This window comes from Hafnia sp. HMSC23F03 (assembly GCF_001816025.1).
GTDB classification, from domain to species: domain Bacteria; phylum Pseudomonadota; class Gammaproteobacteria; order Enterobacterales; family Enterobacteriaceae; genus Hafnia; species Hafnia paralvei.
This window is the reverse complement of record NZ_KV824217.1, coordinates 1-13,475: the sequence shown is the minus strand read 5'-3', so window position 1 is coordinate 13,475 and position 13,475 is coordinate 1. Positions and strand designations below refer to the sequence as shown.

General features: G+C 48.4%; 11 protein-coding genes. 8 read left to right on the top strand and 3 right to left on the bottom strand.

Annotated features, from left to right (window positions below; genetic code table 11):
* Nucleotides 1–53: 53 nt before the first annotated feature.
* Complete coding sequence (gene yihX / locus HMPREF3091_RS09140; protein WP_004096789.1) at nucleotides 54–641, bottom strand: glucose-1-phosphatase; 588 nt, start codon at nucleotides 639–641, stop codon at nucleotides 54–56.
* A gap of 299 nt (nucleotides 642–940) precedes the next feature.
* On the opposite strand from yihX, the gene HMPREF3091_RS09135 reads away from it, so the two are divergent.
* Nucleotides 941–2,572, top strand: a complete 1,632-nt coding sequence (locus tag HMPREF3091_RS09135) for a methyl-accepting chemotaxis protein (protein WP_070715421.1) — start codon at nucleotides 941–943, stop codon at nucleotides 2,570–2,572.
* A 97-nt stretch (nucleotides 2,573–2,669) separates the two neighbouring features.
* On the opposite strand, the gene typA is transcribed toward HMPREF3091_RS09135, so the two are convergent.
* On the bottom strand, nucleotides 2,670–4,493 hold the full coding sequence (typA, locus tag HMPREF3091_RS09130) for a ribosome-dependent GTPase TypA (RefSeq protein ID WP_004096787.1): 1,824 nt from the start codon (nucleotides 4,491–4,493) through the stop codon (nucleotides 2,670–2,672).
* 366 nt (nucleotides 4,494–4,859) lie between these two features.
* On the opposite strand from typA, the gene glnA reads away from it, so the two are divergent.
* The 6 genes from glnA (at nucleotide 4,860) to ghrB (ending at nucleotide 10,533) form a co-directional block, all read left to right on the top strand.
* On the top strand, nucleotides 4,860–6,269 hold the full coding sequence (gene glnA, locus HMPREF3091_RS09125) for a glutamate--ammonia ligase (RefSeq protein WP_004096786.1): 1,410 nt from the start codon (nucleotides 4,860–4,862) through the stop codon (nucleotides 6,267–6,269).
* A 24-nt stretch (nucleotides 6,270–6,293) separates the two neighbouring features.
* Nucleotides 6,294–6,548: a hypothetical protein gene (locus HMPREF3091_RS22740; protein ID WP_070715419.1), complete on the top strand. Its 255-nt coding sequence runs from the start codon at nucleotides 6,294–6,296 to the stop codon at nucleotides 6,546–6,548.
* On the top strand, nucleotides 6,530–7,606 hold the full coding sequence (gene glnL / locus HMPREF3091_RS09115) for a nitrogen regulation protein NR(II) (RefSeq protein WP_070715418.1): 1,077 nt from the start codon (nucleotides 6,530–6,532) through the stop codon (nucleotides 7,604–7,606). The genes HMPREF3091_RS22740 and glnL overlap by 19 nt, the downstream gene beginning before the upstream one ends.
* A 46-nt stretch (nucleotides 7,607–7,652) precedes the next feature.
* The gene (glnG, locus tag HMPREF3091_RS09110; RefSeq protein WP_070715415.1) at nucleotides 7,653–9,074 is read left to right on the top strand and encodes a nitrogen regulation protein NR(I); all 1,422 of its coding nucleotides are present in this window, start codon (nucleotides 7,653–7,655) and stop codon (nucleotides 9,072–9,074) included.
* A gap of 145 nt (nucleotides 9,075–9,219) precedes the next feature.
* The gene (locus tag HMPREF3091_RS22495; RefSeq protein ID WP_004096782.1) at nucleotides 9,220–9,342 is read left to right on the top strand and encodes a YshB family small membrane protein; all 123 of its coding nucleotides are present in this window, start codon (nucleotides 9,220–9,222) and stop codon (nucleotides 9,340–9,342) included.
* 210 nt (nucleotides 9,343–9,552) lie between these two features.
* Nucleotides 9,553–10,533, top strand: coding sequence for a glyoxylate/hydroxypyruvate reductase GhrB (gene ghrB / locus HMPREF3091_RS09105; RefSeq protein WP_070715413.1), 981 nt, complete (start codon nucleotides 9,553–9,555; stop codon nucleotides 10,531–10,533).
* Nucleotides 10,534–10,595: 62 nt separating this feature from the next.
* Here the strand turns inward: ghrB and inaA are convergent, their stop codons facing one another.
* Nucleotides 10,596–11,246 (bottom strand): lipopolysaccharide kinase InaA, encoded by a 651-nt coding sequence (inaA, locus tag HMPREF3091_RS09100; RefSeq protein WP_070715412.1) that lies wholly within the window; start codon nucleotides 11,244–11,246, stop codon nucleotides 10,596–10,598.
* 424 nt (nucleotides 11,247–11,670) lie between these two features.
* Between inaA and HMPREF3091_RS09095 the strand changes: the two genes are divergently transcribed.
* The gene (locus HMPREF3091_RS09095; RefSeq protein WP_070715411.1) at nucleotides 11,671–13,329 is read left to right on the top strand and encodes a putative transporter; all 1,659 of its coding nucleotides are present in this window, start codon (nucleotides 11,671–11,673) and stop codon (nucleotides 13,327–13,329) included.
* Nucleotides 13,330–13,475: the final 146 nt, after the last annotated feature.

Here is a 13,475-nt window from a genome sequence, read left to right as displayed (position 1 = left end):
AGGGTTGCGCAAAAAATTGCGACGGTATCGACAAAATAAATGTAGATACCGCGTTACGCAAAATACTCTGGCACCACTTTATTATCCGTCACCAGAATAGACTTAATCCCCAATGTTCTCGCTGCTGTCACGTTTTCTTCATTGTCATCGAAGAATACGGCATCGCTTGCGGGGCAGTGCTCCTGCTCCAGTACATACCGATAAATTTCAGCATCAGGTTTACGCATGCCGATATCTTGAGAGAGATACATGTGGTCGCTTGCGGCTTCAACTTCAGGATAGTGTTTCGGCCAATAGTTGCTATGCAGTCGGTTGGTATTAGACAGCACGACAACGCGATTGCCGTAGCTACGCAACTTCTTCATTTGCTCAATGACTTCTGGACGCAGGCCAACGAATATCGATTGCCAGCCCAGCTCAAATTGTTCAAAGCTGAGTGCGATGCCCATTTCTGCACAGAGTTTTTCAGCAAACTCTTCGTCGGTAATGGTTCCACGTTCGTGCTGTTGAAAAACCTCTCCCATCTTGAAGCGTTCAGAGAGCGTCGCCAACGGTACGCCGCTGTACTTGCTCCACACCCCAAGTACACGTTTGAAATCTATATCAACAATCACATTCCCTAAATCAAAGATGTACAACATGTGACGCTCCTGATTTTTTGTGAGTTTTTAACTTTAGCTTGAAACCGCGGGTGGGAATAGACACCAACTATAAACGCTTTAACCCAAATTCCACTGTTATCTCCTTTTTCACAACACCCCTATAGCAAAACTTGGTCTCTAAACGCGTAAAAATTGGACATAGATCACAATTGTTTGCTGCCAAACCCAAATTCATTAGCAGTAAAACCTTTATCTCACTGTGGGTATAAGGCTTTTCTAACTTACGCCGATAGCCAATCTGAGTGCATATTTTTTACCCAAGACAAGGCAAGGACACTATGTTTAAAAATCTAAAAATCAGAACAGGATTGTTACTGCTGCTAGCAGTATTTTCCATTCTTCAACTTGCCGCTAGCGGTATGGGAATATATTTTATTAATCAAAATGATAAGGATATTAACTTTCTTGAAACGACGGCCAGTGAACAGAAGGCTTTATCCGATTCTCGTGATGCCGTATTGCGTCTGCGATCGATTATCGATAGCACGTTTATTCAGTTAACTAATCGCATGCCGGTTAATGTTCCCCAAGTGGTTAAAGCTTTGCGTCATGAATTGCAAACCTCGCAGCAGAACTTTGAACTGTTTATGAAAATTCCAGGGCTAACCATGGAGCAACCCGAGCTGGGTAAGATCATGAAAAAAGCTCAGGAGGATCAGGTGGCAAGCGCATTAACCAATATTGGTATCTTCGAGAATTTCACCACTCCAGAGCAGTTGCAAAAGAGCATGGCGGACTATCAGGATGCTCGCCAGAAGGCTCGTAGCGGTTACGATGAAAAATACAAAAATTATGAACAGCTGCGGCAGGAGAATCTGGTCAAGATCAGCAACATCAGTAAGGCTTCATATCGAATCTCTATTTTGGTGATGTGTGCGATTTTGGTGGTGGTCGCTCTACTATTCTTGGCAGCCTATTTCTGGCTAGATCGTATTTTAGTGAAACCCTTAAGCAAGGTTTCTGGCTATTTTGAGCAAATTGGTAAAGGCGATCTTCGCCATACGATTGAAGTCGAAAACAATAATGAAATTGGTCGGTTGTGTGCCTCGTTGCAAGAAATGCAGTATGAATTGATCGAGACGGTGAAATCCATCCGAGACGGCGTGGAATCTATCAACATTGGCACTCAAGAGATCTCTGCGGGTAACACCGATCTGTCTAGCCGAACCGAGGAGCAAGCCTCTGCTTTAGCGCAGACTGCTGCGAGCATGGAGCAGATTTCATCTACCGTTAAGCTTAACGCCGATAACGCCGTGCAGGCTTCATCAATGATCCAAGCTTCTGCCACCATCGCCAATGAAGGTGAGCAGCAGATGAAAGAGATGAATAGCAAAATGCACGTGATTAAAACCAATGCGCAGAAAATGGGTGACATTATTAGCGTCATAGACAGTATTGCGTTCCAAACCAATATTCTGGCGCTGAATGCGGCGGTGGAAGCCGCTCGGGCTGGAGAGGCTGGTCGCGGATTTGCCGTGGTGGCTAGCGAGGTTCGCAATCTTGCTCAGCGGTCTGCGCAGTCAGCTAAGGAGATTAATAGCCTAATTTCTGAGTCTTCCCACCATATTCAGGAAGGTGCGGAGCTGGCAGACAAAACCGGGTCAACCATTGCGGAAATGACAGGCGCCATTACTAAGGCAAGCACGATGATGGATAGCATTTCTTATGCGTCTGAAGAACAAAGCCGTGGAGTAGAACAGATCCGCGTGGCGATCACTCAAATGGATCAGGTGACGCAACAGAACGCCGCATTGGTAGAACAGGTGGCAACGACGGCGGCCAATGTGGAAGAGCTTTCTGGCTCATTAACCAATGCAGTAGCGGTATTCCAGATTAAGGGGATGAGTGACAAGCTTACTACTAAGCAAACGGCGACTGACGTTACAGATTTAGAAGAAAACTGGATTTAAGCGCCACCTATTTTTCGTCAGAGGTTTTAAATTTTAAACGTAAAAAAGGGCACCCTAAGGTGCCCTGATATCAGACGTTAACGATCGTTAAAGAAGATTAGTCTTCTTTAGGGCCACGAGCTGCGCGGCGACGGTCGTTTTCTGTCAGGTGACGTTTACGAATACGTACTGATACTGGAGTAACTTCTACCAGTTCGTCGTCATCGATGAATTCCAGAGCTTGTTCCAGAGACATTTTGATCGCAGGAACCAGAGTGGTTGCTTCATCGGTACCGGAAGCACGCATGTTAGTCAGTTTCTTACCGGTCAGGCAGTTTACAGTCAGGTCGTTAGAACGAGTATGAATACCGATGATCTGGCCTTCATAAACTTCAGCACCGTGACCCAAGAACAGCTTACCGCGATCCTGCAGACCGAACAGAGCAAACGCAACCGCTTTACCCTGACCGTTAGAGATCAGCACGCCGTTCTGACGCTGGCCGATATCGCCCGGACGTACATCGTCGTAATGGCTGAAAGTGGAGTACAGCAGACCAGTACCAGAAGTCATAGTCATGAATTCAGTACGGAAGCCGATCAGGCCACGAGCAGGGATGATGTAATCCAAACGGATACGACCCTTGCCATCTGGAACCATGTTTTTAACGTCGCCCTTACGTTCACCCATGGCTTGCATGACTGAACCCTGATGCTGCTCTTCGATATCCAGAGTCACGTTTTCAAATGGTTCTTGCATACGGCCATCAATCTTACGGTTGATAACCTTAGGACGAGATACTGCCAGCTCGAAGCCTTCACGACGCATGTTTTCGATCAGAACCGACAGGTGAAGTTCACCACGGCCTGAAACGCGGAATGCGTCAGCATCTTCGGTTTCTTCAACGCGCAGAGCAACGTTGTGTACCAGTTCTTTCTGCAGACGCTCCAGAATCTGACGGGAGGTCACGTACTTACCTTCTTTACCGCAGAACGGAGAGGTGTTTACGCAGAAATACATGGTCACGGTTGGTTCATCAACGCTCAGCGCAGGCAGAGCTTCAACATTACCGACTTCACAGATGGTGTCAGAAATGTTCAGTTCACCCAGACCGGTGATTGCGATGATGTCGCCAGCTTCAGCAACGTCAGCTTCGATACGCTCCAGACCCATATGGGTCAGAACTTTACCGACTTTACCGTTACGTGTTTTGCCTTCGCTATCGATCAAAGTCACCTGTTGGTTAGGTTTGATTTTACCGCGTTTGATGCGGCCGATACCGATTACGCCTACATAGTTGTTGTAGTCCAGCTGAGAGATTTGCATCTGGAAAGGTGCGTCAGCTTCAACTTGTGGCGGAGATACATGGTCAACAATCGCTTGATACAGCGGAGTCATGTCGTCGGCCATATCGTTATGGTCCAGACCCGCGATACCGTTTAACGCAGAAGCGTAAACGATTGGGAAGTCCAACTGCTCGTCGGTTGCATCCAAGTTTACGAACAGGTCGAATACCTGATCGACAACCCAGTCAGGACGCGCGCCAGGACGGTCAACTTTGTTGATAACCACAATAGGTTTCAGACCATTAGCAAATGCTTTTTTGGTCACGAAACGGGTCTGCGGCATAGGGCCATCCATTGCGTCAACAACCAGCAGTACCGAGTCAACCATAGACATTACACGTTCAACTTCACCACCGAAGTCAGCATGCCCCGGGGTATCCACGATGTTGATACGGTAGTCTTTCCAATTAATAGCGGTGTTTTTCGCGAGGATGGTAATCCCACGCTCTTTCTCCAAATCGTTGGAGTCCATTACGCGTTCAGTTGCTTCTTCACGTTCACCGAATGTACCGGATTGTTGTAGCAACTTGTCAACCAGGGTAGTTTTCCCATGGTCAACGTGCGCAATAATGGCGATGTTACGCAGATTTTCGATCACAGCTTTGCCTCAGGCATTAGAAATAGCGCGCTATTGTACACGTAATAAGCGAGGGACTAAACAAGATCACAAGCATCTCTTATAAACAACCGTAAAAAGGTGAGTTTGTGATCCTATTCACGATGCCAAACGGCGCGGGAATGAACAATTTGCACTGGAATGGTGCATATGAAATCTTACATTGCACCATTCTGGTGCGGAATTCTATTCTAGTGCATAGTCTCCTACCACCAGATACGCCAATTATGCGCTTTCCGAGCGATTTGTAAAGTTGGCATGGTTTTAGCTTGTATAAATTTATGGTGAATAAACCATTTAAATATACAGATTCGTTCCACGACGACCTTAGGCAACCGGGAGTAGAGTATGTCCGCTGAACACGTATTAACAATGCTGAATGAGCATGAAGTCAAATTCGTAGACCTGCGTTTTACTGATACTAAAGGTAAAGAACAGCACGTTACGATCCCTGCTCATCAAGTCAATGCTGACTTCTTTGAAGAAGGCAAAATGTTTGACGGCTCCTCTATCGGTGGATGGAAAGGTATCAACGAATCCGACATGGTGCTGATGCCTGATGCCAGCACTGCGGTTCTGGATCCTTTCTTTGAAGAGCCAACTCTGATTATCCGTTGTGACATTCTTGAGCCAGGCACCATGCAGGGCTACGATCGTGATCCGCGTTCCATCTCTAAACGTGCAGAGGATTTCCTGCGTTCTTCTGGCATTGCGGACACCGTTCTGTTTGGGCCAGAGCCAGAATTCTTCCTGTTCGATGACATTCGCTTCGGCAGCAGCATCCGTGGTTCCCACGTCGCTATCGATGATATTGAAGGCGCATGGAACTCCAGCACCAAGTACGAAGGCGGCAACAAGGGCCATCGTCCTGCGGTGAAAGGCGGTTATTTCCCAGTACCTCCAGTCGATTCTTCGCAAGACATTCGTTCTACCATGTGTCTGACTATGGAAGATATGGGCTTGGTGGTTGAAGCGCATCACCACGAAGTGGCAACCGCTGGTCAGAACGAAGTGGCAACCCGCTTCAATACCATGACCAAAAAAGCTGACGAAATTCAGATTTACAAATACGTGGTTCACAACGTGGCTCACGCGTTTGGCAAAACCGCCACCTTTATGCCTAAGCCAATGTTTGGTGATAACGGTTCTGGTATGCACTGCCATATGTCTCTCTCCAAGAACGGGACTAACCTGTTCGCAGGCGACAAATACGGCGGCCTGTCTGAAATGGCGCTGTACTACATCGGCGGCGTTATCAAACACGCTAAAGCAATTAACGCGTTGGCTAACCCAACCACTAACTCATACAAGCGTTTGGTTCCAGGCTATGAAGCTCCAGTTATGCTGGCGTACTCAGCCCGTAACCGTTCTGCTTCTATCCGTATTCCAGTGGTTGCAAGCCCTAAAGCACGTCGTATCGAAGTGCGTTTCCCAGACCCAGCGGCTAACCCATACCTGTGCTTCGCGGCACTGCTGATGGCTGGCTTGGACGGCATTGCAAACAAAATCCATCCGGGCGATGCGATGGATAAAAACCTGTATGACCTGCCGCCAGAAGAAGCGAAAGAGATCCCAACCGTGGCGGGTTCTCTGGACGAGGCGCTGGCCTGTCTGGATGCAGACCGTGAATTCTTGACCCGTGGTGGCGTGTTCACCGATGACGCGATTGATGCTTACATTGCACTGCGTCAGGAAGAGATGGAACGTGTGCGCATGACTCCACACCCTGTTGAGTTCGAACTGTATTACAGCGTCTAAAACAGCGTTTAATGACACTCGTTTATGCGCTTGGCACCTCTTGGCGAGGTGCCGTTAAAAGATTCAAATTGGTTCGTCGATTTTTTGTTGCCGTGGAAACTTTATACCCATCTTCGGATGGGTTTTTTTCTCCACTTTTCTGAGCAACTCAACTTCTGGGCGGCAGCAGAGAAATTTTTACTCGCCAAATCCCAAGATTTTGAAAGCATGCTAAAGTGCATTTATCTTATTTGCACCAAAACAGTGCAGGAGCTCGTAGTATGGCTGACCAATCCCTGACCGATGCGCAAACCGCACGTAAACAGCCTGATCCTGGGCAGATCCTCAATTCTCTTATTACCTGCGTTTTGCTGCTCGACCGTAATCTGGCGGTGCACTATGCCAACCCCGCAGCTCAGCAACTGCTGGCACAAAGTTCACGCAAATTATTTGGTACACCGCTGCCGGATTTGTTGGGGTATTTTTCACTGAATGTGCGCTTGATGCACGACAGCTTACATGCGGGGCAGGGATTTACCGATAACGAAGTGACGCTGGTGATCGACGGGCATGCGCACATCATGGCGCTGACCGCCCAGCCAATGAGCGATGACTTTATTTTATTGGAACTGTCTCCAATGGATAGCCAGCGTCGCCTTAGCCAAGAACAACTGCAACACGCCCAGCAGGTTGCCGCTCGTGATTTAGTCCGCGGTTTGGCACATGAGATTAAAAACCCGCTTGGAGGATTACGTGGTGCAGCACAACTGTTGGCTAAAGCGTTGCCGGATCAGTCACTGACTGAATACACCAAGGTGATTATTGAGCAAGCCGATCGACTGAGAAATCTGGTTGATCGTCTGCTGGGGCCACAGCGTCCGGGTCAGCATGTGACGCAGAGTATTCATCAGGTAGCAGAACGCGTGTGCCAGTTGGTGTCGTTGGAGTGTCCCGATAATGTCACGCTGGTGCGAGATTACGATCCCAGCCTACCAGAGCTAGAGCACGATCCAGAACAAATAGAGCAGGTGTTGCTGAATATCACACGCAACGCGCTACAGGCGCTAGGTAATGCTGGCGGCACTATAACGCTGCGCACGCGCACCGCATTTCAACTCACGCTGCATGGCGAGCGCTATCGCCTCGCGGCGCGTATAGATATTGAAGATGATGGCCCGGGGATCCCCGCTCATCTGCACGATACTTTATTTTATCCGATGGTCAGCGGCCGTGAAGGTGGTACTGGACTTGGCTTGTCGATTGCGCGAAATCTTATCGATCAGCATCAGGGTAAAATTGAATTTAATAGCTGGCCGGGCCACACCGAATTTTCAGTTTATTTGCCAATTCGCAAGTAACTGACAAAACCGGCGTATAGCCCATCTGTAAACAGAGGTGACGACTATGACAACGCAACAGGGAATCGTCTGGATCGTAGATGATGACAGTTCCATTCGCTGGGTGCTGGAACGCGCACTGACCGGCGCGGGCATGCGCTGTGTCACGTTTGAGAACGGAAATCAGGTGTTAGATGCCTTAGCCACCCAAACGCCAGACGTTTTACTCTCTGATATTCGCATGCCGGGAATGGATGGTTTGGCATTGCTTAAGCAAATTAAACAACGCCATCCGATGCTTCCGGTCATCATAATGACGGCGCATTCTGATTTGGATGCTGCGGTCAGTGCCTATCAGCAAGGGGCTTTCGATTATCTGCCAAAACCGTTTGATATTGATGAAGCGGTAGCTCTTGTTGAACGTGCAATCAGTCATTATCAAGAACAACAGCAGCCAGCACGTAGCCAACCCGTAAACGATCCTGCGGCGGATATCATCGGTGAAGCACCTGCTATGCAGGATGTTTTCCGCATTATAGGCCGCCTGTCTCGCTCTTCCATCAGCGTGCTGATTAACGGCGAGTCGGGTACTGGTAAAGAATTGGTTGCCCATGCTCTGCACCGTCACAGCCCACGTGGAAAAGCGCCCTTTATTGCACTGAACATGGCGGCAATCCCTAAAGACCTGATTGAGTCGGAATTGTTTGGCCATGAAAAAGGGGCATTTACTGGCGCTAATCAAATCCGCCAAGGGCGCTTCGAGCAAGCCGATGGCGGCACGCTGTTTTTGGATGAAATCGGTGACATGCCGTTGGATGTTCAAACCCGCTTGTTACGTGTGCTGGCCGATGGTCAGTTTTATCGCGTAGGGGGCTATGCGCCGGTAAAAGTGGACGTGCGTATTATTGCCGCAACGCATCAAAATCTTGAACAGCGCGTTCAGGAGGGGAAATTCCGTGAGGATTTATTCCATCGGCTAAATGTGATCCGTGTACATCTTCCGCCGTTGCGTGAACGCCGTGAGGATATTCCACGTCTGGCGCGTCACTTCTTAAAAGTAGCCGCTGCCGAATTAGGCGTGGAGGCCAAAGTATTGCATCCAGATACCGAGCTGGCGCTAACGCGCCTGCCGTGGCCTGGTAACGTGCGTCAGTTAGAAAACACCTGTCGCTGGTTAACGGTGATGGCGGCGGGGCAGGAGCTGCTTGTTCAGGATTTACCAAGCGAGCTATTTGAAACAAGCGTACCGGAAACCACGGGCGGAACGTCTCCTTCTGGTCACTGGTCAGCCTTATTAGCTCAATGGGCAGAACATGCTTTACGTTCAGGGCATCAAGATTTGTTATCTGAAGCCCAGCCAGAGATGGAACGTATTCTGTTAACAACGGCTCTGCGCCACACCCAAGGGCATAAACAGGAAGCCGCGAGACTGCTTGGTTGGGGACGTAATACCCTGACGCGTAAGTTAAAAGAGTTGGGCATGGAGTAATATGTCATGATCTATCGGCTGTGTGTTAATGAACTGTATCTGGTTAATAAAAACACAATCGAGCGCACAAAAAAAGGGCTGGTCAGATCTTTCACCGCACCGTGTGGATCGGTATGATCGTCGACACCGTTTTTGGAGGATTATGATGATCGATTCACTGCTTGCCATGATCTCGCATGGTACTGAATTAAGCGCTGCGGCTGGGCACACCTCGCAGACTGCATTTGCTGCCGTATTATGCGCTGCGCTATTTAATTTTTTTGGTTAATCAATTTCACTTTCTTCCCCATCTCTGAAAGGGCGTTGTTAGAACAACGCCCTTTTTTGTTGGCACAATCTTTAAAATGCTCCCTGATTAAGACGTAATTCGGAACCCTGTGTGTGCCTTTCGCTGTTATGCTGAAATAAAAGGGGCTGAATTATCAGACAATCTTGACGCGGCCCTCATTATAAAATCGCGTATCTCCAAGGAGCGAACATGAAACCTGCCATCGTGTTGTATAAAACATTGCCCGCCGATTTACGGCAGAAGCTCGACCAACATTTCACCGTAACCGCCTTTGACGAGCTTTCTCACCAAACCTATCCCGCTTTTTTACAGGCGCTGAAAAATGCTGAAGGGCTGATTGGCTCGGGTGGACGCATTGATGCAGATCTGCTGGCTCAGGCGCCAAAACTGCGAGCGGCTTCAACGATATCGGTGGGTTACGATAATTTTGATGTCGACGAGATGACGCGTCGCCATATTTTACTGATGCATACGCCGACGGTGTTAACTGAAACCGTAGCAGACACGCTGATGGGCTTAATGTTGGCAACCGCTCGCCGCATTCCTGAGTTGGATGCATGGATACGCGCAGGTCATTGGAATGACAGCCTGGATGCGAAGTATTACGGAACCGACGTTCACCATAAAACCATCGGTATTCTTGGCATGGGGCGCATCGGTATGGCGCTGGCGCAGCGCGCCCACTTTGGCTTTGGTATGAAGGTACTTTACAACACACGTACGCCAAATCTGGAAGCCAACCAAAAATATGCGGCTCAGCATTGCGATTTGGACACCCTGTTGGCGCAGTCTGATTTCGTCTGCATTACGCTGCCGTTGACGCCACAAACGCACCACATGATTGGGCGTGAGCAATTAGACAAAATGAAAAAGAGCGCCATTTTAATCAATGCGGGGCGCGGCCCTGTGGTTGATGAAGATGCACTGGTTGAAGCGCTTAAAGATGGAACAATCCTTGCGGCTGGCTTAGATGTTTTCGAGCGGGAACCTTTGCCAAAAGACTCTGAGCTAATGACGCTCAAAAATGTCGTGCTAGCACCCCATATCGGCTCTGCGACACACGAAACCCGTTATGGGATGGCGGAATGTGCGGTAGATAACCTGATTGCGGCATTAACGGGAACAGTAAAGGAAAACTGCGTGAATCCGCAGGCGGCACATAAAAAATAGAAATCATCAGGGCAGGTATAACCTGCCCATAACGCTTTGCTTTACCTAAATCGGCGAGCTATCTATAAAGAATAATAGTGCTCTTTGACCTGCTGCCAGTCTTCAGAAGGGATAGGCGACAAATATTTTTCTAACTGCTTAAAATCATGCTGCACTGCTTTTTGTCTCACCCAGCGGCGGCGACTTTTTTCTAAGTCCAAAAATCCAGCCAATACTTCACCACGGCTCTTCACATAAATATGACGCACGTAGCAGCAGCCATGCTGGCGATTAACGCTGTGCATTTTTTTGAAGGCAACGGCGATCTGTTTAAACATTTCTGCCTTTACTTCAGGACTGCAGTCGAGATGCATATTTTGTTCATACCAGTCTCCAATGCTGACGAAATCCTTCATATCTTCCGTCACCAATAATGCTCGCCACTCACCGTTAATTTGCAACGCTTTGCCATAAACGATTTTGGGAACAATCACGCCAGCCGCAGCGAGTTCATCGATGACTTGAATCTCACGCACAATCGTTGGGCGACCAAACGGATAACGTAGCGAGTGGAATAGATGCGCTACCTGACGTTTTACATAGAGTGTTTTTCCGTCACGTTCGATGCGCTGAACGCCACTCATACCTTTGCGCCGTTCGTTGGGTTCTTCGACCCAATCACCTTCGGTTGCCCACCAGCGCTGAAATTCTTCTAACTCTTTTTTCGATGCCATACCCGCCCCTTGCGAGAAATTTTCTTCACTTAATCACCGTTTGGACATCCCAAAATCCAACGCGGAAGATACTCCATAATGAAATAATAATCACAACAACTAATAGTTAACTTAGCTTAAAAAGCGGTGTTTACCAGTGTTGTCCTCGCTATTTATGGCCTTGTAGATAATTTGCGCTGTGTAATGCATGAGGCATGTGATTGGAGGAAGAGAAAATGAATTAGCGGACACCAAATATCCAATTTGCAGTTTTAATAGGTGAATCGTTTCATAATGGCTGCGGTTATGTGGTTTACACCACAGTTGTCTGCAGCGGCTTTTGCGAGAATCTGCAGTAACTATAAGTGGTTATGACATTTTCATGGGCCACCGGCGAGCAAGTCATATGCCGCCTTTTATTACCTGTTAATCAAGGATGTGTACGATGAGCGATATCGCCCTTACGGTGAGTATGCTGGCGCTCGTTGCTGTTCTGGGATTGTGGATCGGCAATTGGCGTATATATGGTGTGGGGCTCGGAATCGGTGGTGTGCTGTTTGGTGGGATTGTGGTTGGTCATTTTGCACAATCGTATGATCTCAGTCTTAACGGCGATATGCTGCATTTCATTCAGGAATTCGGACTGATTTTATTCGTATATACCATTGGGATTCAGGTCGGTCCTGGCTTCTTCTCCTCTCTGCGTGTATCTGGACTGAGGTTGAATGGCTTTGCCATTCTTATGGTGGTTTTGAGCGGTATTGTCACTGCGTTAGTCCATAAGATTTTTGATGTTCCTCTGCCTGTCATTTTAGGCGTATTTTCTGGCGCGGTAACCAACACACCAGCGCTAGGCGCTGGGCAACAAATCCTGACCGATTTAGGCTCGGACCCCGCGTTAGTCGATAAAATGGGGATGGGCTATGCCATGGCTTATCCGTTCGGGATTTGTGGCATTTTGCTGGTGATGTGGATCCTGCGCTTAATATTTCGCATCAGCGTTGATGCTGAAGCTAAAGACTTTGATTCAAAAAATGGATTGAAGCATGAGCTGCTACAAACGATGAATATCTCGGTGCGAAATCCAAATTTAGTGGGATTGCCTATCCGTGATGTGCCTATTATCAACAGTGATGAAATTGTTTGTTCACGCCTAAAACGGGGTGAACATTTGATGGTTCCCATGCCTAATACAATATTGGAGCTGGGAGATCTTATCCATCTGGTAGGGCAACGACAGGATTTGGAAAACGCGCGTTTGGTGATCGGCGATCAGGTCGATGCTTCGCTTTCCACACGTGGTACGGAGCTTCAGGTTAGCCGCGTCGTGGTGACTAACGAAAAAGTATTGGGCAAGAAAATCCGTGATCTGAATCTAAAGCAAAAGTATGACGTCGTTATTTCACGCCTTAATCGATCCGGTGTAGAACTGGTGGCGAGCAGCAATGCCAGCCTCCAGTTTGGTGATATTTTGAATCTGGTAGGGCGACCTGAATCTATCGATCAGGTTGCGGATATCGTCGGGAATGCTCAGCAGAAGCTGCAACAGGTGCAGATGCTACCGGTATTTATCGGTATCGGGCTCGGTGTTTTGCTTGGCTCTATCCCACTTTTTATCCCAGGGTTTCCAGCAGCGCTGAAGCTAGGATTGGCCGGTGGCCCTCTTGTCGTGGCATTAATCTTGGGACGTATCGGCAGCATCGGTAAACTGTATTGGTTTATGCCTCCAAGCGCTAACCTTGCGCTGCGCGAGCTGGGGATTGTGCTGTTCTTATCGGTTGTGGGGCTGAAATCGGGTGGGAACTTTATCGATACGCTGGTTAACGGCGATGGAGTTTCATGGATTGGCTACGGTATTTTGATCACCGCCATCCCGCTGCTCACGGCAGGCATTCTGGCCCGATCCATGGCGAAAATGAACTACCTGACTATCTGCGGTATGTTAGCTGGCTCAATGACCGATCCTCCGGCGCTGGCTTTTGCTAATGGCCTACACCCCACTAGCGGCGCAGCAGCGCTGTCATATGCAACAGTTTACCCATTGGCGATGTTCTTAAGGATTATGTCTCCACAGCTGTTAGCAGTGATTTTTTGGACAATGTAGTGGCATAAGCATGGGGCTAGGGTGGAAGTGGGTTCTATCATGCATTCTTTCAACACGGAAATGCGTCAGAATCTTTCTATGTAAGAATGGTGAGTGGTTTCGTCCGCCCGTTAGCATTTATGTGTCCATGACACCGCTGGCGTAGG